General features: G+C 60.1%; 14 protein-coding genes. 2 read left to right on the top strand and 12 right to left on the bottom strand.

The genetic code is table 11. The features are described 5' to 3' along the window. Positions 1 to 69: 69 nt before the first annotated feature. The 10 genes from BLU71_RS07585 to BLU71_RS07540 all read right to left on the bottom strand — a co-directional run bounded on the left by BLU71_RS07585 (position 70) and on the right by BLU71_RS07540 (position 14,157). A complete protein-coding gene (locus BLU71_RS07585; protein WP_083352715.1) occupies positions 70 to 3,021 on the bottom strand; it encodes an autotransporter serine protease in 2,952 nt (983 codons plus the stop codon). Positions 3,022 to 3,241: 220 nt separating this feature from the next. After that, entirely contained in the window at positions 3,242 to 4,609 is a 1,368-nt protein-coding gene (locus tag BLU71_RS07580) for a TolC family outer membrane protein (RefSeq protein ID WP_083352714.1), read from the bottom strand. A gap of 2 nt (positions 4,610 to 4,611) precedes the next feature. Beyond that, positions 4,612 to 5,961 (bottom strand): HlyD family type I secretion periplasmic adaptor subunit, encoded by a 1,350-nt coding sequence (locus tag BLU71_RS07575; protein ID WP_042610047.1) that lies wholly within the window; start codon positions 5,959 to 5,961, stop codon positions 4,612 to 4,614. Continuing rightward, positions 5,958 to 7,733, bottom strand: coding sequence for a type I secretion system permease/ATPase (locus tag BLU71_RS07570; protein WP_083352713.1), 1,776 nt, complete (start codon positions 7,731 to 7,733; stop codon positions 5,958 to 5,960). The genes BLU71_RS07575 and BLU71_RS07570 overlap by 4 nt, the downstream gene beginning before the upstream one ends. Positions 7,734 to 7,937: 204 nt before the next feature. Beyond that, positions 7,938 to 8,366, bottom strand: coding sequence for an AprI/Inh family metalloprotease inhibitor (locus BLU71_RS07565; RefSeq protein WP_156889217.1), 429 nt, complete (start codon positions 8,364 to 8,366; stop codon positions 7,938 to 7,940). A gap of 91 nt (positions 8,367 to 8,457) precedes the next feature. Next, a complete protein-coding gene (locus BLU71_RS07560) occupies positions 8,458 to 9,903 on the bottom strand; it encodes a serralysin family metalloprotease (protein WP_042610050.1) in 1,446 nt (481 codons plus the stop codon). A 463-nt stretch (positions 9,904 to 10,366) separates the two neighbouring features. Continuing rightward, positions 10,367 to 11,452 carry a polyamine ABC transporter substrate-binding protein gene (locus tag BLU71_RS07555; protein WP_042610051.1) on the bottom strand — a complete coding sequence of 362 codons (1,086 nt, stop codon included), beginning with the start codon at positions 11,450 to 11,452 and terminating at the stop codon, positions 10,367 to 10,369. Positions 11,453 to 11,507: 55 nt separating this feature from the next. Next, entirely contained in the window at positions 11,508 to 11,852 is a 345-nt protein-coding gene (locus tag BLU71_RS07550; RefSeq protein WP_083352711.1) for a cupin domain-containing protein, read from the bottom strand. 31 nt (positions 11,853 to 11,883) lie between these two features. After that, on the bottom strand, positions 11,884 to 13,290 hold the full coding sequence (locus tag BLU71_RS07545; protein WP_083352710.1) for an NAD(P)/FAD-dependent oxidoreductase: 1,407 nt from the start codon (positions 13,288 to 13,290) through the stop codon (positions 11,884 to 11,886). A 51-nt stretch (positions 13,291 to 13,341) separates the two neighbouring features. After that, positions 13,342 to 14,157: an AraC family transcriptional regulator gene (locus BLU71_RS07540; protein WP_083352709.1), complete on the bottom strand. Its 816-nt coding sequence runs from the start codon at positions 14,155 to 14,157 to the stop codon at positions 13,342 to 13,344. 265 nt (positions 14,158 to 14,422) lie between these two features. Between BLU71_RS07540 and BLU71_RS07535 the strand changes: the two genes are divergently transcribed. Then, entirely contained in the window at positions 14,423 to 14,695 is a 273-nt protein-coding gene (locus BLU71_RS07535) for a DUF1652 domain-containing protein (protein ID WP_042610106.1), read from the top strand. Positions 14,696 to 14,744: 49 nt separating this feature from the next. Here the strand turns inward: BLU71_RS07535 and BLU71_RS07530 are convergent, their stop codons facing one another. Further along, positions 14,745 to 17,219: a UvrD-helicase domain-containing protein gene (locus BLU71_RS07530; RefSeq protein ID WP_083352708.1), complete on the bottom strand. Its 2,475-nt coding sequence runs from the start codon at positions 17,217 to 17,219 to the stop codon at positions 14,745 to 14,747. Positions 17,220 to 17,477: 258 nt separating this feature from the next. Between BLU71_RS07530 and BLU71_RS07525 the strand changes: the two genes are divergently transcribed. Next, the gene (locus BLU71_RS07525; RefSeq protein ID WP_042610056.1) at positions 17,478 to 18,173 is read left to right on the top strand and encodes a pirin family protein; all 696 of its coding nucleotides are present in this window, start codon (positions 17,478 to 17,480) and stop codon (positions 18,171 to 18,173) included. Between the two features lie 54 nt (positions 18,174 to 18,227). Here BLU71_RS07525 and pgm read toward each other — a convergent pair whose 3' ends face one another. Further along, entirely contained in the window at positions 18,228 to 19,874 is a 1,647-nt protein-coding gene (pgm, locus tag BLU71_RS07520) for a phosphoglucomutase (alpha-D-glucose-1,6-bisphosphate-dependent) (protein WP_083352707.1), read from the bottom strand. Positions 19,875 to 19,926: the final 52 nt, after the last annotated feature.

Below are 19,926 nucleotides of genomic sequence, written 5' to 3'. Positions count from 1 at the left end.
CTGACGCAAGGCGGGGGCCGCTTTGCGCCCCAGCGGGAGCAAGCTCCCTCGCCACAGGAAAGCGCTCGGTCAGAACTGCCAGTTCAGACTCAGCCCAACGCCATGCAGCTTCTCGCGGCTGGCCAGTTGGCCGTTGTAATCGAGGTTGACCCGCCCGTCCTTGCTCAACGCAAGACTGGCCTGCACGCCGACCAGCGCCGCATCGCGTACCAGCGCCGAGCTCTCCACCGCGTACGGCGTGCCGCCATTGGCAAAGCGCACATGTTGCTCGGAATCGATATCGCTGAGGCTGTGCTGCCAGCCGAGACGAGCGCTGACGTCCAGCGCTTGCTGGTTCGAAAGGTTGAAGGTTTTGCTCGCCCGTACGCCCAGAGTGCTCAGCACCACATCGCGCTGATCGCCCGAGCTTTTCAGCGCAGCCGCATCGCCCTTTTCGGTGAAGCCTTCGGTGTCCAGATGCAGGTAAGTCAGGTTGGCGAACGGTTCCAGCGCCAACGGTTGCAGCTGCAAGCGATACGCTGCCTCGCCGAAGACCTGGGTGGTGGTCGCATCAAGCTTGGCTTTCTGCTTGGCGCTGACTTCGGCGTATTGCAGATCGCGCTTCACATCGCCGCGATGCCAGCTATACGCCGCGCCGGTGCTCAAGCGCCACGGGCCGAGGTCGTGGCCGGCGTAAGCGCCGAGGTGATAGCTGTCGACTTTCGCCGAAGAGTGTGTGCCCGAGCCCATGCTCAGTGAACTGTCGCTGTAGCCGGTGACCAGACCGATGCGGGTCTGCTCGTCAAGCGCGCCGTCGACACCGGCCAGCAGGCCGCCGATCGAGGTGCTGTAGCCTGCGGTGTCGTGGCCCGAATCGGTGCTGCCCCACGCGCCAAGGGCTTTGATCCAGCCGTTGCCGCGGGTCGCGGACTCATCGTGCAGGCGCTCGCCGACTGCATCACGCAACTGGCGGCTGTCATTGATCAGCATCGTGCCGAGCGCCGGATAAATCTCGCCGCTCAGCTGTTGAAAGGCTTGCTGCGCCGAGGCTTGGGTGGGTGCACGCAACACACTTTCGTAGACGGAATTACCGGCGCCCAAAGCTTCGACGGCCGCCGCCACCGAACGCTGGTTGGGCGTTTGCCCGACGCTGGCGAAGCTGGTCGTGTTGCGTTCGATGTTCAACTGAATGCCGCTTGCGGCGTAATCGAGGGCGCCGCCGATGAACAGGTAGTTCGGTACTACCGCAGCGAACTGTCCCTGAACGCCGCCGGCCGCTTGCAGGATGTTGTACTGACGGCCGAGCAGGCTTTGCGCTTCGGCGCTGCTGAGCAGTGTCGGGCTATCTTCCAGCGCGAGACTGACGCTGGCGCCGCTGACGGTTGCCGTACCGCCAGCAACGATACGGTCGCTGCTGCCTGGCGATAGCTCTACGGCGTAAGTCGAGCCCGGTGCGAATGTCACATCACCGGCGACGTTCAAGGTGCCGATGGAATTGCCCGGCGCGACCCGGCCGCCGCGGTTGGCGGTCAACCCGGCAATGCGTCCGGAGCCGCCGAGGGTCCCGCTGTCGTTGACGGTGACCGCTGAGGTCAGCGAACCGTTCACGGTCAGCAGCCCGCCGTTTACGGTGGTCGGGCCACGGTAGGTGTTTGCGCCGCTGAGCAGCAATTGACCGGCGCCGGACTTGATCAGGCTGCCCTGATACACCCGGTTCGCCGCTGCTGCATCGCGGAGCATGCCGACCGCGTAATCGGTCTGATCCTGCTGGCTGGCGCCGGCCGCAACGCCGTTCTGCCAGCCTTTATCCTGCAGGGTTTGCTGCCAGGCGCTGTGCTCGGCGAGGTCTTCGCTCTGACGCTGGATCAGCGCCTTGTCGGAGATGTCATTGCTCCAGACATCGCGCTGCCCTGCCTCAAGATTGGCATCGAACGCGCCGAGCAATTGCCCCGGCCCGCGCATGGCCCGGTTGAGGTTGGCGACGCCCCAGCCGACGCGCTCGTTCGGTGCGTCGGTGACCGAGCCATCGAGCTGGGTGGCGGTGGTCAGCAGCACTTCCAGCGCCTGCTGGTTGTTCATGTACGGATAGCGTTCCATCACCAGCGCCAGGGCACCGGTCGCGTGCGGTGCGGCCATCGAGGTGCCGGACTTGATCCCGTAACCGCCACCGGGAATGGTGCTGTCAATCTTCGCCCCCGGTGTGGTGATGCACCAGTATTTGGCGATGCCGCACTGGTTGTACTTCTGCTGATTGCTCTGATCGAGCCCGGACACCGCCAGCCAGTGGCCTTCCAGATCGGGCTGAAAGTACGGCAGCGCTGAGCGTACGCTGGCATTCGGGTACCCGCTGTTTCCAGCGCTGAACACATTGATCACGCCGCGCCGCGACACATCGGCAGCGGCGTCGAGCCATGTGCCCTTGTTCCAGTGTTGCGCGTAGGCGGCGTGCAGATCCGCCAGCGTGCGGTAGCTGACATCCGGCGGCTGACTGCCCCAGCTGTTGTTGATCGCCCGCACGCCGGCGTCGGCCAGGCTGTCGTAGACCGCTTTGAAATAGCGCGGATCAGGGCCGGGACCGAAGAGGAAACTGTCGTTCTTGTTGGTATTGCCGACGTAGATTTGCGCGTTATACGCCACGCCATGCATGCCGCTGCCGTCACGCGACGCGCCCATGGTGCCGACCACGTGGGTGCCGTGGGAGTCGTTGTTCGGGTTGAGCGTGCCGTCGACGTTGAACACTGAGCCATCGACGTAGCTGTCGCTGGCGGTTACCGGGTGATAACGGTCGGCGGAGAATTCGGGGTGGGCGGCATCGAAACCGGAATCGAGCGCGCCGATTTTTACGCCCTTGCCGGTGATGCCGGCGGCGTAGGCTTGATCGGCCTGCATGCGCTCCAGACCCCAGTCACGCAGAAACTCGGCGCTGCGCCAACTGGCCGGATCGCCGGGCTGGCCGGATTCCAGGTATTGGGCCTGAACCTGGTTTGCAGAAATCACAAGCAACAGCGTGCCGACCGAGATCGGCTTGATGCGTACGTCCATGTTGATCACTCTCGTTTTTTGTTTTTTTGTACAAGGCTGACTGCGGTGTCGCCCGTTCCCCTCACCCCAGCCCTCTCCCCGAGGAGAGGGAGCCGATTTGTGTTGTCTTCAGTCATCATCGACCTGGAAAAATAGCCGACTATGGATTCAGTGCCGCTCGTTCAAGTCGGTGTATCTCTTCAATCTCCCCGAATCGGTCCCCTCTCCCTCTGGGAGAGGGTTAGGGTGAGGGCTGTTGCGCGACCACAAATGCCTCATCCACCCGGGCCAGATCCTGCTCGTTCAGGGTGCCGGCGTAGTAATGCAATTTGGTCCAGGCCATCAGGTAGTCGTAACGCGCCTGGGCCAGATCCCGGCGGGTGGTGAACAGTTGCTGCTCGGCGTTCAATGCGTCGAGATTGGTCCGTTCGCCGCCCAGAATGCTTTGTCTGGTCGACACCACCAGCGCTTCCGCCGACTTCAAGGCCTTCTGATAAGCGCGCAATTTGTTCACGCCCGATAGACAGGCGCTGAATTGTCGGCGCAGTTCGATCAAGGTCTCGCGGGTCTTGCCATCCAGTTCGTATTCGGCCTGTTCCATGGTGCGGCTGGCTTGACGGGTCGAAGCCGATACCCCGCCCCCGGCGTACAGCGGCACGCTGACTTCCAGGCCGATGGTGTTGGTTTCGTAGCGCTGGTTGTAGGTATTGCCGCTCTCCGACTCGTTGTCGCGCATCGAGGCGTAGGCGCTCACCTTCGGCAGGTGCCCGGCGCGGTTGCGCTCGACTTCATAGCGCGCCACCTCGACAGCCTGGCGTTGCGAAGCCAGGTTCGGGTTGTTGCTGATCGCCAGTTCATGCCAAGTGTCGAAATTGGCCGGTTGCAGCGTGAAGGTCTGAAACTGCTGACCGAGCGGGGCCAGGTCGGCGATGTCCACCGCTGGCACGCCGACCAGCGCCCCCAGTTCGCGCAAGGCAGCATCCTGCTCGTTGCGCGCTTCGATCTCCTCGGCAGTCGCCAATTCATAACGCGACTCGGCTTCGAGAATATCGGTGCGGGTGCCCTCGCCCTGCTTGAACATGTGTTCGTTCTGCTGGAACTGTTGCTCGTAGGCCTTCTTCTTCGCCTGGGCGATGTCGATCTGATCCTGGGCAAACAGGGCTTTGGTGTAGTTATCCAGCACTCGCACCAACAGCTCCTGACTCTTGCCGCGAAACGCTTCGTCGGCGAACAGCGACTGGGCGACACCCTTGCGATACGCCGCGTAAGCCTCGTAATCGAGCAGCGGTTGTTGCACGGTCAGCGCCGAACCGTAACTGCTGTAGTTGCGCTCGTCGGTGCGGTTGCGCGCACGATCATCAAGCGACGTAGCCTTCGAAGAGTTGCGCCCCTTGTTGTAGGTGTAGCCGATGCGAGGCAGCAGCCCGGCGCGGCCGATGGCGCGGTTTTCCAGGCCGGCATCGCGCTCCTTGATCGCGCCAAGGAACACCGGGTCGTTACGCAATGCCTGTTCGTAGATCTCGAACGGCCCCATGGCCGCGACTGCCGAGTGACTGGCCAACAACATGACTGCTGCCAGCATTGAAAGCTTATTCATACAGCCGAACATCCTTATTCCTCGGTCAACGCGGAACCGGCGCGATCGAGCAGCGGTTTGAACAGGTAGTTGAGGAGTGAACGCTCACCAGTGCGCACGAACATTTCCGCTGGCATGCCCGGTTTGATCACCAGGCCGTTGAGTTTTTCCATCGCCTGATCGCTGACGCTGCTGCGCAGCACGTAATAGGGCACGCCGGTTTTCTCATCGACCATCTGGTCGGCGGAGATCAGGCTGACTTCGCCGGGCACGCGCGGGGTCTTGCTCTGGTTGAAGGCGGTAAACAGAATGTCCACCGGCAGATGCGTGCCGACCTTGTCGATCAGATTGATTGGCAAATGCCCTTCCACTTCCAGGGTGGTGCCTTGCGGAACGATCTCCAGCAGCGTTTCGCCCTGACGCACCACGGCGCCTTCGGTGTGCACGCCGAGATTGACCGCTACGCCATCGGCAGTCGCCAGGATCTCGCTGTGCTGCAAATCGAAACCGGCGGAGGTCAGTTGCTCGGACAGGGTCACGCTCTTCAACTGCGCGTCGGCCAGTTGCGTGCGGACCTCCTTCTGGTATTCCTCGCCGTGCTGTTGCAATTTCAGGCGCGACTCAAGGATGCCCTGCTCGACACGACCGCTTTCGCCGGTGTTTTCCGCCAGTTGCTGTTGCACTTGCGACAATTGCCGCTGGTAGTCCATCAAGCGGTTGCGCGGAATGTAGCCGTTGTCGGCCAGCGGTTGCAGGTTGCTCAATTGTTGCTGCAAAGAGCTGGCCTGGGCATTGAGGTCGCTGCGCGCGCGGCGCATCCCGGCCAGTTGCGCAGTGGCGCCTTCGATATTGGCGCGCAGTGCCGCCTGCTCCCGCGAGAACGCTTCGCGGCGGCTGCTGAACAGTTGCCGCTGGCCTTCCAGCACCAGCGCCAGACGCGGATCCGGGTCGTCGCTCAATTCGGGCGGAAAGGTCACTTGTTTGAGGTTGTCGCGCTCGGCCTGCCAGCGCGCAAGGCTGGCCCAGGCCATGCGGTATTGCGCCTGCAGCGATTGCACATCGGCCGCCACTTGCGTCTGGTCGAGGCGGAACAGCGGCTGGCCCTGCTTCACGATTTCGCCTTCGCGCACCAGAATCCGGCTGACCACGCCGCTGCTCATCGATTGCACGGCCTTGCGCTTGCCCGAAACCACCACCGTGCCCTGCACCGGAATGCCCTGATCCAGCGGCGCCAGTGCCGCCCAGGTGAAGAAACTGCCAGCGCCGACGATGGCCAGAATCCAGCCCATGCGCGCGAAAAATTTCGCATCGCGTTCCGGACGCTCAGTGAGATAGGCGTGTTCCATGTTCGCTTCGTTTTCAGTGTTCATGCTGGCGCTGCTCATACACCCGAATTCCTGGTCGTGGGCTGATACTGCCGGCTCATGCTGAGCCCGCCCGGTGCTTGTGCAGCTTTTTCGCGGTGCTGTTCCTGTTGCCCGGACAGTGCCTTGAGCACATCCTGACTCGGGCCGAACGCCTGCAGACGACCCTCGTTGAGTACCAACAGCTTGTCAGCCTGGGCCAGTACCGAAGAGCGGTGCGTAACCAGAATCACGGTGGTGCCCTGGGCCTTGAGTTGTGCGATGGCACTGGCCAGTGCAGCCTCGCCGACCGTATCGAGATTGGAGTTGGGCTCATCCAGCACCACCAGACTCGGCGTGCCATACAGCGCACGGGCCAGCGCCACGCGTTGCTTCTGGCCACCGGACAAGCCACTGCCGTCCTCGCCCAGCTTCGTGTCGTAGCCCTGCGGCAGGCGCAGGATCATCTCGTGGACGCCGGCCTGTTGCGCGGCGGTGACGACTTTTTGCGAGTCGGTTTCACTGAATCGCGCAATGTTTTCCGCGATGGTGCCGCTGAACAGCTCGATGTCCTGCGGCAGGTAGCCGATGTAAGGGCCAAGCTGATCGCGATTCCAGCGGTGGATATCGGCGCCATCCAGACGCACGGTGCCGCCCAGTACTGGCCACACGCCGACCAGCACGCGGGCCAGCGTCGATTTGCCGGAGCCGGAAGCGCCGAGCACACCGAGTACTTCACCGGCACCGAGGTTGAAATTGACCATATGCAACGTCGCGGAACGTTGTCCCGGTGGGCCGGCGCTGACCTGTTCGAAGGCAATCTGGCCCTTCGGTGCTGGCAGCGCCATGGCCTCGTCGCTTGGCGGGAACGCCTGCAACAGCGCATCCAGACGGCGGTAAGCCAGCTTCGCCCCGCTCCACTGTTTCCATACGGCGATCAACTGGTCGATCGGGCTGAGCACGCGGCCCATGAGGATCGAACCGGCGATCATCATCCCGGCGGTCATGTCGCCTTTGATCACCAGCAAAGCGCCCAGGCCCAGCACCAAGGATTGCAGGCACAGACGCAGGGTTTTGCTCAACGAGCTGATCACCGCGCCGGTGTCGCTGGCCTGGTTCTGCAAGCCGAGAAAGCGCGAATGCACCCCGAACCAGCGTTTGCGCAGCGACCCGAGCATGCCCATGGCCTGAATGGTTTCGGCGTTGTGCAAATGGCTGGTAGCCAACTGACTGGACTGCTGGGAAAACCCGGCGGCCTCGCCCAGCGGCTTCTTGGTCATGTATTCGTTGAGGCACGCCAGTGCAATCAGCAGCAACGCACCCGCCGTGGCCAGCACGCCGAGCCAGACGTTGAACAGGTAGATGACAAACAGATAGACCGGAAACCACGGCGCATCGAAGAAGGCGAACAATGCAGGACCGGTGACGAACTGACGGATGTGGGTCAGGTCGCCCAGCGACTGCCCGGCATTGCCCTCGCCCTTGAACAGGTTGCGCTCGAATGCAGCCTGATAGACCCGCAGGTTGAAACGGCGCTCCAGCTGGCTGCCGATGCGGATGACGATAAAGCTGCGGATGACTTCCAGCAGCCCGATAAAGGCGAAGAAACCGACGACCATCAGCGACAGCATCGCCAGGGTGGTTTCGTTCTGCGACGACAGCACCCGATCGTAGACTTGCAGCATGTAGATGGACGGCACCAGCATCAGCACGTTGATCAGCGCGGTAAAACAACCGACGCTGATCAAGATGCTCTTATAGTCACCCAATGCCTTGATTAACGGAGCGGTGGCTGGGGCCTTCGCCATCTTCATTGATTATTCCTGAACATTATTCATCGCCCCTGCGAGGCGACACTTCAATTAATTAAGCGAGCCATCCGCGGATACACTTGCGCGGCGGCCACTTACACTTTCATAACAACTAACGCCGAATATTGCGGCGCAGTTGCCTTTATTGACCTTGCTTATAACCGTGTGACCAATCGCTATAGCTGTATTGGTTTGTAAAAAGGCCGATCAGTTATCGGGCGCCGTACGTTCCAGCGTGACGATCAGCCCGGACTTCAAAGTCGCCAGATACAACCCATCACGTTGTCGGCTGAAAAACTGGATTCTTGAGCCTTCGTTACCGGTGATCGACAAGCCGTCAGGATCAGGAAACCAGCCGATCGGAGCTTGCTCGAGCCACGCACCCAGACAGTCTGCTCCCTGGCCAACGGTCTTGTTGGCGAGCAGTTCGACGCTACAGGTATTGGAGGGTTTGTCCTGCAGCTTTTGCGTCCGCAGGTCCTCGACTGTGCTGGACAGTGTTGCCTGCCACTTTCCGGCAAACACGGAGGGTTCTTCGAGTCTGAGGCTGCTTGCCATCGCTGTTGCTCCTGAAATCGTAACGAGCGCCACTGAAAGCCACGCCGATGCCTTGTAGGTAAAAGCTCTGTAGATCATGGGAAATTTCGCTCCAGCCCTAAGCGTTGCGTACAGCGCCTACCGATGCAAGTAAAGAAAGCGACGCCTTGGGCGCCGCTTTCCCTTCACATCACGCCACGATGTCGCTGGTCGCTGCCTGGCCAACGGTGCTGACGATGAAGTCCGCCACGCCGTGCCCGGAGAAATCAACCGACAACAGGCTGTTGCCGCCCGACGAGGTCAGCACTGCATCGCCAGCGGAACCGGTGAAGCTGCTGACGAAGTGCAGGCCCGCCCCGTTGGTGATGCCGGTCAGGTCGATTTTGTCCAGACCGCTGACGAAATCGAGGATCTGATCGATCGCACCCGGCTTGGAGTCCGAGCTGGCAGCGAACACGAAAGTGTCCGAACCGGCGCCGCCCCACAGCTTGTCGGCACCGCCCGCGCCGTAGAGGATGTCGTTGCCGGCACCGCCCTTCAGCTCGTTGGCCACACTGTTACCGATCAACAGATCGCTGCCCGAACCGCCAATGGCGTTTTCGATGATCGCGCCCTTGGCAATCGACACGTTGCCGACCAGCCCGCCCACGTCGGAGAACGAAGCGTCATTGAGGTTGATCTTCTGGTTCTGGGTGAAGCCAGAGAAATCCAGAGTGTCCTTGCCGCCGGCGTCCCACACCGAGAACACCACTTTGTCACTCGACGACGAAGCGCTGAGGAAATCGCGGCCGGCGTTGGAATTGAAGCCGTAGGTGGTGTCGCCGGTGCGGGTGCTGGTGTTGGCACCGTAGAGTTTCTGGATGGCGGCGATATCGTCCATCAGCGGGCCGGACGAATAGGCTTCGACGCCGCCCTTGCTGAAGTTCTGGTTGGTGTTGCTCTCGCTCCAGTAACTCATGACGCTGTAGCCGCGGGTGTCCTGGCCGTAAGTCGCGTCGTTGTAGGTCGGGTTGCCATTGCCGGCGTTGTAGTCGCCAGGGTGAGCCAGGCCCAGGGTGTGGCCGATTTCGTGGGTCAGGGTCTGACGACCGTAGTTGTTCAGATCCGGGTTCTTGTTCTGCGTGTAGCCGCTGTTGATCAAGTACCACGAAGTACCGTCATAACCGGCGCCGGTACCTGGCAGGTAGGCGAACGCCGCCGCGCCATCCTGGCCGCCACTGTAGTTACCGAACGTCATGTGGCCGTCGCCGCCCGAAGCTTTCTCGGTGAACGTGACATTGGCCACGTCGGCCCAGGATTGCATGGCGAGCTTGGCCTGCGCCTGCTGCTGCGCGCTGAACTGACTGAACCCACTGATCCCGTGCTTGTTCATCGTGCTGTTCGATGCCGACGTCAGGAACGTATAGGTGAGTTCGATTTTGCCGCTGCCGTCCTTGTCCTGGTAGGCAGCGCCATCACGCAGCAATTGCGTAGCCGCCTGATCGACGGTGTACGAGGGTTTGCCATTGACCGTGAGGTTGCCGCCACGATCGTATTGATGGCTGAAGCTATTGATCTGGTTGTACGCCGAGCTGAAGGCGGCCAATTGGAAAGCCTGTTCGGCGGAATCAACAGCGTTGGTTTTAACTTTTGACATAAACACACTTCCTTGTTTAGCAATGGAACAGTTTTTGTCCGACAGGACGATCTTTGGCGAGATCGTCCTATCACTCGCCCAATGAAGGCGTAACGAACCTGACACAATTTGAAATCTGTCGTAAAGGATTTTTTTGCGATCCAATTTCGCTATATCAGGAAACTGCCGTAAACAAAGCGCGCGGGGAGGAAAGATTGTTGTTAGTTGCTGGGGACAGGGCAAATCGTCTGACGATTTTCTATTTAAATATTAAATATCGGTAAGTTTGGATTTGTTGGGCAAGTCACACTTTCAGACAGCGGTGCCAGTGCTTTGATATCAACTACTGGCTTCACGCAATATCATTGTGGGAGCGAGCCTGCTCGCGAAGGCGCCTGCCCAGTCAACATAATTGTTGAATGACAGACCGCTTTCGCGAGCAGGCTCGCTCCCACAGGGGTCTTGTGTGTTCGTCCTGGAAAACTCAGCTACCGGTGCGGATCTTGTTCCAGACCCGCGTACGAATCCGGTCGATATTCAGCGGCATCGCCTCCAGAGCGAACAGCTTGCCCATCATTTCCGGGCTCGGGTACACCTTGGTGTCGTTCTTGATCGCCGGATCGATCAGGCCGTCCGCCTGTTCATTGCCATTGGCGTAATGCACGTAGTTGGTAATCCCGGCCATGACGTCGGGGCGCAGGAGGTAGTTCATGAAGGCGTAGCCGGCCTTCTCGTCCGGGGCGTCGGCGGGCATGGCGACCATGTCGAACCAGATTGCCGCGCCTTCCCTGGGAATCGCATAACCGATCTCGACGCCGTTTTTCGCTTCCCTGGCGCGGTTCTCGGCTTGCAGGATGTCCCCGGAAAACCCGACCGCTACGCAAATATCACCGTTGGCCAGGTCGCTGGTGTATTTCGATGAATGAAAGTAGCTGACATAGGGCCGGACTTTCATCAGCAGCGCTTCGGCTTTCTTGTAGTCCTCGGGATTCTTGCTGTGGTGCGGCAGACCGAGATAGTTGAGCGCCGCCGGGAGCAATTCCGGGCCGTTGTCGAGAATCGCCACCCCGCACTTCTGCAGCTTTTCCATGTATTCGGGCTTGAAAATCAGGTCCCAGGAATCCACCGGCGCGTTGTCGCCCAGCACCGCTTTGACTTTGGCGATGTTGTAGCCGATACCGGTGCTGCCCCACAGGTATGGAAAGCCGTGCTCGTTGTTCGGGTCGTTGGTCTGCAAAGCCTTGAGCAACGCCGGATTGAGATTCTTCCAGTTCGGTAGCTGACTTTTGTCGAGCTTTTTCAGTGCCCCGCCCTGAATCTGCCGCGCCATGAAATGGTTCGACGGGAAGACCACGTCGTATCCGGATTTGCCGGTCATCAACTTGCCGTCGAGGGTTTCGTTGCTGTCGTAGACGTCATAGGTGACGCCGATGCCCGTGTCTTTCTGGAAATTCTTGGTGGTGTCCGGGGCGATGTAATCGGACCAGTTGTAGACCTTGACCGTCTCGGCCGCGTGACTGACGGAAACGGCCAGCAGCAGCGGAGCCAATGCGAGGGTTTTCTGGATCATGGGGCGATTCCTGTATGGGCTTTTTTTGTTGGCAGGCAATCAAACGATCGAACAATCAGAAAATCAGCACGTAGCTCTTGCGCACGGTTTCCTGGATATCCCAGATCCCGAGCGTGTTGGCTGGCAACATCAGTGCGTCGCCGCCTTGTATGTGCAGGGTTTCGGCGCCACCGTCGGGGGTGAACGTGCAGCGCCCGGAAATGAAATGGCAGAACTCCTGCGCAGTGATCTGCCGCCGCCAGCGCCCTGGGGTGCACTCCCAGACGCCGGTTTCAACCCCGTCGTCGCGCTCGACACTGGTGGTCGAGGCGATTGCGACGGGCTCGCCGAGGGGCACGGCGACCGGGCTGGATTCTTCGAGCGCCAGCGTGGCGGTGTTCTTGAATTGGGTGATGCTCATGGCGTGACCTGTTTATTGAGGGAAACGGCGTTTAGTGCATGAAACCTTCCATGAAGCCGGCGACCCGGCTGGCCAGCTTGCGCCGCCAGGGTGCAGTGGCCGGGTTGGCCAGGGTCTGGTCTTCGTGCACGAAGCTTTTGATGATCGCGTTGTAGCCCAACCAGCGGCACGGCTCCGGCTCCCAGGCGCGCAGCGCATGAATGCCGCCATCGGGCAGTACCCACGGCTGCCGGGTCAGTTCGCTGTCGCGTTCGAGAATCAGATCGGCCAGGGTGCGTCCGCCGAGATTGCTGGCACCGACACCTTCCCCGCCGTAACCGCCGGACAGCGCGATGCCATTGGCGCGGTCGCAGAGCATGTGCGGCTTGAAGTGCCGCGACATGCCGAGGTTGCCGCCCCAGGCGTGGGTGATCTGCACGTTTTTCAGTTGCGGAAACAGTTCGCCGAACAGATAGCGGCGCAGTTCGACCTCGTCGCGGGTCAGGTTGAAGTCATGACGCAGCTTGCCGGCGAACTGATAACCGCCACGGGCGCCGAAAATCAGGCGGTTATCGGCACTGCGCTGGCCATAGGTGACCTGACGGCTGAATTCACTGAACGCCTGGCCGCGATTCAGGCCGATTTCATCCCAGGTCGCAGCCGACAGCGGCTCGGTGGCGACGATCAGGCTTTGCACCGGCAACTGATAGCGGCCCAACGGCGGCAACGTCACCGAATAACCTTCCACAGCCGGGACAATCCAGCGGCCGCGCACGCTGGCTTTGGCGGTGCGCAAACTGCCTGACTGCCAGTGGGTCACCGGGCTGTTTTCATAGATCTTCACGCCCATGTTCTGCACGGTCTGCGCCAGACCGCGCACCAGTTTCGCCGGGTGAATGGTCGCAACGTGAGGGGCGAAGATGCCGCCGTAAGGTTTCGCCACGCGGAGCTGCTGAGCCAGTTGCTCGGGGCTGAGCCAGCGGTAATCGTCGTCCGTCAGCCCTTGAGCTTGCAGCTTGCTCAGGTAATCGCGCAGCACAGTTTCCTGTTCGGGATAGCGCGCGGCGCAATAAAGCACCCCACCCTTGCGGTAATCGCAGTCGATGCCTTCACGTTCGATGACGATTTCCACTTCATCAGGAATGCTGTGCAGCAGATCGTAAGAAGCCCGGCGTTGTTCTGGCGACAACCCTGCCAGCAGACGATCCTCGCCGAGCAGGTTGCCCATCAGCCAGCCGCCATTGCGGCCGGAAGCACCGAATCCGGCGGTTTGCGCTTCGATGATGGCGATATCCAGGCCGGGCGCGTGTTTCTTCAGGTAGTACGCCGTCCACAGTCCGGTGTAACCGGCGCCGATGATTGCCACGTCGACGTCCAGATCCCGCTCCAGCGCAGGCCGGGCCACCAGCGGCTCTTCGAGCTGATCCATCCACAAACTGATCGTGCGCCACGCCGACATGCCAGACTCCGCCACTGAAAACCTCAATGGCGTCGATCCTAGTGGTTGCCTTCAGTGGCTGTCTTGCGCGCGTGCCCGCAGAGAAATTTGTCTGGCGTAGGCCTTGGGTGACTGGCCTGTGTGCTCGCGAAAGCATTTGTAGAACGCTGACAGCGAATTGAAGCCGGCGGCGAACGCCAGCTCATCGATACGCAACGGCGGCGCGGCGCTGTCGAGGGCGCGCAGCAAATGCTGCAGGCGCGCCTGATTGACGTAGCGATAGAAGCTTTGCCCAAGCACTTGGTTGAGCAGATAGGAGATCTGATTGCGGCTGTACCCGCACTCCTTCGCCACCCGTTGCAGGTCGAGCTCAGGATCCAGATATGGTTGCTGGTTTTCGAAATACTGCTGCAGGTCTTCGGCCATGAAACTCAATTGCCGCGGTGACAGCCCGAGACGACTGACCGCCGGGCGCTGGCTGGGTGCCGAAGTGCCGTCGGCTTGCGTACGCACCAGCGAGGCGTACTCGTTGACGCGCCAGATCAAACCGTCCTTGACCGTGATCGCTTCGCTGGAACGGAACGACACCAGGCCATCGCCACCGCGCAAAGTCACCTCGTACTGAATGAACGCCGTGTTGCCGTCCACCCGGATGCGGTCGCAATGTTCGAGCAGTTCGTCGGATTCTCGCGGCATGCTGACGCGCACGTATTCGCGCAACTCGTCCAGAGCAAGCACGCGATTCTGAAAGAAATCGTTGTACTGGATATCAGCGTGATAAAGCGCCATGACGCTGTCCAGATCCCGGTGCTTCCAGCTCAGGTGATAGCGCATGACCGTCGCGGCAGTGGCCTGGGTCTGTTCTGGGCCGTCGTCATCGGCGTGCATAAGCGGCTCGGCGAAAAAGAACCGAGCTTGCCCAACTTCCTCTGCCGCTTCAATGAAAAATCCATGGTGGCGTTTTGGCGATAATCGATGAGCCAGTGACTTACATCAAAAAATGCGAATCAATCGCTAAACGGACTGAAAAAACTCACAGTTTTTTCACACACGGATGCTACTTTTAAAGCTCAAGCACTGGTTGAGCCAATGAAGGCTCTTCCCACCTAACATGAGCAAAAGGAAGCGCTCGATGAAGCAGGCGGGCAACACCATGAATAAAGGGTCCAGCAAAGTAACTTTTCCCAACGCTTGCCAGTTGATGCGCTGGCATTTTCATCCCATGGGATTCGAAGCGACGATGGATGCACCGGGCAGCCTGATCGCCCGTCTGTTCGATCGTGCCAGCGGCGAAACCATGATCGCCATTGCCGGCATTCCCTGTGCGACGGTGATGAACGCGGCGGACGTCGAACGAATCATTGAAGCCATCGAGGATGAACTGGAAGCGTTCACTCCTCCGGAATCCCTGAAGAACTACGCATAACCGACTGATTCAAAAAGAAAAGCCCGCAGCAATGCGGGCTTTTTTATGCTTAGGCGGTGGTCTTCTCCGCGCGATGATCGACGAAGAATGGCTTGCCCCTGGCGACTCGATCCGACGCTCTCGGCATGTTCACCGCTTGGGGTTCTTGCGGTTCGACGTACCAGTAGCAATGGCTGACGGCCCGGGTAATGCCCACGTAGGCCAGACGCAGGATCTCGTCTTTTTGCGCACTGTCGTACGGCTCGCTGTCGCCGGTTTTGCCCAGTCCGGCCATGCGGTAGACCTGATTCTTGTACGGCGAACTGGTCAGGTGCTGGCAGTCGCCAAGCAGAAACACTGCATCAGCCTGCAAACCCTTGGCACTGTGATAGGTCAGTTGTTTCAGCCGTCGCGCTTCGTAGGGCAAGTTCGAATCTACATTAACTACCGGCTGAATATGCTCTTCTATCAATAACTTATCGCTGCTTTTTCGATAGAGCATCAAGATCGAATCGCCGCGGCGGTAATGTTCCGCCAGTCGTTGACCCAGCGCCTCGTCATTCCGCTCAAGCACGTTGACCGGCTGCAATGGTTTGGGCTCACCACTGGCCCTGGCCTTCTTGCCTGCGATGGCCGGCGCTGCGCGGACAATGTGCTCGGCGGCATCGATGATGTGTTGATGACTGCGGTAGTTGTCACTGAGCATCACCCGCGTGGTGCTCGGCGAAGGAAACTCCTTGTTGAACTCCATGAAGTAGCTCGGCGAACTGCCGCGCCAGCCGTAAATGGATTGCCAGTCATCGCCGACGCACAACAGCGACGAACGCTGCGCACCGCGCCCGACGTGCATGGCCGGGCCACGGCTGCGGATTTCGTTAAGGCTGGCGCGAATCCACGAAACGATCTGCGGCGAAACGTCCTGAAACTCGTCGATCATCAAATGCGACATCGGTCGCAGCAGTTCATCGCTGAGCAACTTGAGGTTTTCCGGTGAATGCTCACTGAACAGGGCGAACATGCGGTTGTAGGTCATCACTGGCGGTTTCTGGTCCAGCAAGTGATCCTCGAACGCGCGCCAGAACAGGCTCAGGGCTTCGAAGAAAAACCGATCGGGATCGTCCTTGGCAAAGCTCATGCGACTGACCGCGTCGGGTACATCCAGGCCAAGGTTTTCGATAAAGCCTGCCGCGCCGACAAAACAATCGAGCAGCGGCGCCGATGCCAACTCGCCTTTAACCTTGTAGTCGAAGCCGGGACCGGCGCTGGCATCGCCGGCCAAGGTGGCCAGAACACGCCTTGACGACTCGTAACTATCCAGCCATATCAATGGTTTACGACAGAAAGCTTGAAACAGTGTGCGCTTGACCGCCCATTCTGCGCGGACGCTCAGTTTGGCGTTTGGCCGACATAGCTGGGCGTTTTCTTTGGAGTCAAAGCCGAGCACCACCCAGGCATCGAGGCTCGGGATATAGCCGTGACAGTGGAACGTTGAACCGTTGATCTCGAACGTTTGCCGACTGGGTTCGATCCCCTTGATGGGCCACGCACCCGCGCGAAACCACAGATCCTCAATGACGTCGCACAGCTCTTCATCGCGCTTGGCCGCAAGCTCGGTGACCGCCATGCGCTTCTGCACATCGGGGTGATCGCGTTCCAGCTCCTTCAACTGCAGCCCGGCGCGGGACAGCGGCTGGATCAACCGGCGGAAACGCTCATCTTCGTTGAACAAGCGGTGATAGCAGGCATTCAGTTGCTGTCGCTGCGCGTCATTGATGCGCAGGTCGAACGGATTACTGTCGACCTCTTCCGCGCTGCTCTGCGGACGATCACTGAGATTCTCGAAGGCCTGCAGGCGCTCGAACCCAGGCAGACTGCGGACCATGGGCAAGATGCGCGAGTGGAAGGTTCGCACCAGCTCACGGGCCTGTTTGAGGTTCAGCGGCTGGCCCCACAGCGTGAAGATTTCAATCAGTTTGTTGATGAAATCCTTGCGCGATTCGCGGGTGAAGGTCACCACAGTCATCGAATCCAGCTCAAAACCCAGGTAGTGGCTGAGCAAAAGTATGCGGAGCACCAGCGTAGTGGACTTGCCCGCGCCAGCACCGGCCACCACCGAGGTGGACGGCGTGTCGCTGAAGATCATCTTCCACTGCGCGGCGCTGGGCTGGGCGTGGGCTGGCAGCAAACGGGCAACATCGGCCTTCATGCGTTTTTTCAGTTCCGCCGTCAGCGGCAGGCGCCAGTCGTCGAACAGGTTGTTATCGACGCCGGGCGGCCGATGCTCGGTGTTACGGCTGTCGCGAATCAGCAGGACCTGACGGCCCTCTTCCAGCCCCTCGAGCTTGCCTTCCCTGAAGCCGTATTCAACGCCAGCAGTGTGCCCGCTGCGAAACCCGTCGGCTTGCCCGTGCAGCCACGAGGCGCGGTGCTGGGCGCGCAGTTTTGTCAGGCCGTGGCCGAAGAAACGCGCGGCCAGACGCTTGAACCAGGGCATCTCGGCCAGTGGACGAAGTTCAGGAGGAAGATCGGGAATGTGTTGCACCACGCTGACGGACTCCAGGGTGTGAGGCTGTGGCGGCTATGGTGTCTGGATTTACTCTGCAGTTCTAGCGAAATGCTTACAGGTCATCGGTTTAGGCGACGAATTGAAAGTCAGATGAAACGATTTCGAGGCTGAATTCCATCTAATAACCTGATCATGATGCGGCAGTTTTTGCGCTTTTTATCGATGATTGCCTGATAGATGATCGTCGTCATCAACCACGGGCCCCGCCCCCTGACGAACCTTATTGAGGAGACGATCATGCTTGAACTCAGACCCTTCAGCTCGCTGGGCGGCGCCCATCATGGCTGGCTGGACGCGCATCACCACTTTTCGTTTGCCGAGTACTACGACCCGCAGCGGATGAGCTGGGGCAATCTGCGCGTATGGAACGACGACATCATCGCTGCTGGCACAGGTTTTCCGCAGCATCCGCACCGCGACATGGAAATCATCACCTACGTACGTGAAGGCGCGATCACTCACCAGGACAATCTCGGCAACAAGGGCCGTACGGAAGCCGGCGACGTCCAAGTGATGAGCGCCGGCACCGGCATCGCCCACAGCGAGTACAACCTGGAAGACAAGGAAACCAAGATCTTCCAGATCTGGATTCTGCCGACCGAAACCGGTGCCCCTCCATCCTGGGGAGCCAAGCCGTTTCCCAAAGGCGAGCGCGAAGGTTTTGTCACTTTGGCCAGCGGTAAGGCTGGCGACGATGAAAGCCTGCGCATCCGCGCCAACGCACGTCTGGTGGCGGCGAACATCAAGGCTGGTGAAACTGCCGAATACCGTTTGGACGAGGGACGTCGCGCTTATCTGGTCCCCGCCACTGGCGTGATCGAGGTCAATGGCTTGCGTGCGCAAGCGCGTGACGGTGTCGCAGTGGCACACGAGCAAGTGCTGACGGTCACGGCGATCGAAGACAGCGAGATCGTACTGGTAGACCTGGCCTGATCCGCAGGCAATAAAAAAGGGCAACCCTGACGGTTGCCCTTTTTCATGTGCCCATCATTTAGTGGAAATAGCGCCATCCACCAAAGTTTGCGCTTCGGCCACCAATTGCTTGAGGTGGTCGTCGCCGAGGAAGCTTTCGGCGTAGATCTTGTAGATGTCTTCGGTGCCCGACGGACGCGCCGCGAACCAGCCGTTTTCGGTCATGACTTTCAGGCCGCCAATGGCCTGATCGTTGCCCGGTGCGTGGCTGAGAATGCTCTGGATTTTCTCGCCCGCCAGCTCGGTCGAAGTGACCTGCTCCGGCGACAGCTTGCTCAACAGAGCCTTCTGCTCAGGATTGGCCTTGGCGTCAACGCGCACCGAGAACGGTTCGCCCAGCTCATCGGTCAATGCGCGGTAGGCCTGGCTTGGATCGCGCCCGGTGCGCGCGGTCATTTCAGCGGCGAGCAACGCAGGAATCAGACCGTCCTTGTCGGTGCTCCAAACGCCGCCATCCTTGCGCAGGAACGAGGCGCCGGCGCTCTCTTCACCGCCAAAACCCAACGAACCGTCGAACAGACCATCAGCGAACCACTTGAAGCCGACCGGCACTTCGTAAAGGCGACGACCCAGGCGCCTGGCCACACGATCGATCAGACCACTGCTGACCACGGTTTTGCCCACGGCGGCATCTGCGCGCCATTGCGGACGGTTCTGGAACAGGTAATCGATCGCCACCGCCAGATAATTGTTCGGTGCGAGCAAACCACCGGACGGCGTGACGATACCGTGGCGGTCGTGATCCGGATCACAGGCGAATGCCACGTCAAAACGTTCTTTCAGACCGATCAGGCCCTGCATCGCGTGGCTGGACGATGGGTCCATGCGGATCTGGCCATCCCAATCGACGGTCATGAAACGGAAAGTCGAATCGACCTGTTTATTCACCACTTCCAGGTCGAGACGGTAATGCTCGGCAATAGCCGACCAGTAGCGCACCCCTGCTCCGCCCAGCGGATCGACACCCAAACGCAGCTGGGCGTCGCGGATGGCATTGAAGTCGATGACGTTGATCAGGTCGGCGACATAGGTGTTGAGGTAATCGTGACGATGGGTCGTGCTGGCCTTGAGCGCTTGCTCGTAGCTGATGCGTTTGACCCCGGCCAGCTTGTTCGCCAGCAGTTCGTTGGCCTTGGCTTCGATCCACTTGGTGATGTGGGTGTCGGCCGGGCCACCGTTGGTAGGGTTGTATTTGTAGCCACCGCTCTGTGGCGGGTTGTGCGACGGGGTGATGACGATCCCGTCTGCCAGGCCAGAGGTACGGCCGCGGTTGTAGCAGAGAATGGCATGGGAAATCGCCGGCGTCGGCGTGTACTCATCACCTTCGGCGATCATCACCGTCACGCCATTGGCGGCGAGGACTTCCAGTGCGCTGGCGCCGGCCGGGGTCGACAAGGCATGGGTGTCGATGCCGACAAACAGCGGGCCGGTGATGCCTTGGGCTTCGCGATACAGGCAGATCGCCTGGCTGATGGCCAGAACGTGCCATTCGTTGAAACTCAAATCAAAGGAGCTGCCGCGGTGGCCGGAGGTGCCGAACGCCACTCGCTGGGTAGAAATCGATGCATCAGGCTGGCCGGTGTAATAGGCCGTAACCAGTCGCGGGATATCGACCAACAGTTCCGCCGGTGCCGGTTTGCCCGCAAAAGGACTGAGTGTCATGCAAAAACCTCTGAAATCGGAGTGGTTCAGGAAATGCTGCGCAGTTTACTGG

Source organism: Pseudomonas moraviensis, assembly GCF_900105805.1.
Classification (GTDB): Bacteria; Pseudomonadota; Gammaproteobacteria; order Pseudomonadales; family Pseudomonadaceae; genus Aquipseudomonas; species Aquipseudomonas moraviensis_A.
Note: the sequence above shows the minus strand (reverse complement) of the source record. Positions and strands in the feature narration are given on the sequence as shown.

Excerpts from the sequence above, each read along its gene's own strand:
- BLU71_RS07585 (WP_083352715.1), bottom strand. The coding sequence starts at position 3,021 with ATGGACGTACGCATCAAGCCGATCTCGGTCGGCACGCTGTTGCTTGTG.
- BLU71_RS07580 (WP_083352714.1), bottom strand. The coding sequence starts at position 4,609 with ATGTTCGGCTGTATGAATAAGCTTTCAATGCTGGCAGCAGTCATGTTG.
- BLU71_RS07575 (WP_042610047.1), bottom strand. The coding sequence starts at position 5,961 with ATGAGCAGCGCCAGCATGAACACTGAAAACGAAGCGAACATGGAACAC.
- BLU71_RS07570 (WP_083352713.1), bottom strand. The coding sequence starts at position 7,733 with ATGAAGATGGCGAAGGCCCCAGCCACCGCTCCGTTAATCAAGGCATTG.
- BLU71_RS07565 (WP_156889217.1), bottom strand. The coding sequence starts at position 8,366 with ATGATCTACAGAGCTTTTACCTACAAGGCATCGGCGTGGCTTTCAGTG.
- BLU71_RS07560 (WP_042610050.1), bottom strand. The coding sequence starts at position 9,903 with ATGTCAAAAGTTAAAACCAACGCTGTTGATTCCGCCGAACAGGCTTTC.
- BLU71_RS07555 (WP_042610051.1), bottom strand. The coding sequence starts at position 11,452 with ATGATCCAGAAAACCCTCGCATTGGCTCCGCTGCTGCTGGCCGTTTCC.
- BLU71_RS07550 (WP_083352711.1), bottom strand. The coding sequence starts at position 11,852 with ATGAGCATCACCCAATTCAAGAACACCGCCACGCTGGCGCTCGAAGAA.
- BLU71_RS07545 (WP_083352710.1), bottom strand. The coding sequence starts at position 13,290 with ATGTCGGCGTGGCGCACGATCAGTTTGTGGATGGATCAGCTCGAAGAG.
- BLU71_RS07540 (WP_083352709.1), bottom strand. The coding sequence starts at position 14,157 with ATGCACGCCGATGACGACGGCCCAGAACAGACCCAGGCCACTGCCGCG.
- BLU71_RS07535 (WP_042610106.1), top strand. The coding sequence starts at position 14,423 with ATGAATAAAGGGTCCAGCAAAGTAACTTTTCCCAACGCTTGCCAGTTG.
- BLU71_RS07525 (WP_042610056.1), top strand. The coding sequence starts at position 17,478 with ATGCTTGAACTCAGACCCTTCAGCTCGCTGGGCGGCGCCCATCATGGC.
- pgm (WP_083352707.1), bottom strand. The coding sequence starts at position 19,874 with ATGACACTCAGTCCTTTTGCGGGCAAACCGGCACCGGCGGAACTGTTG.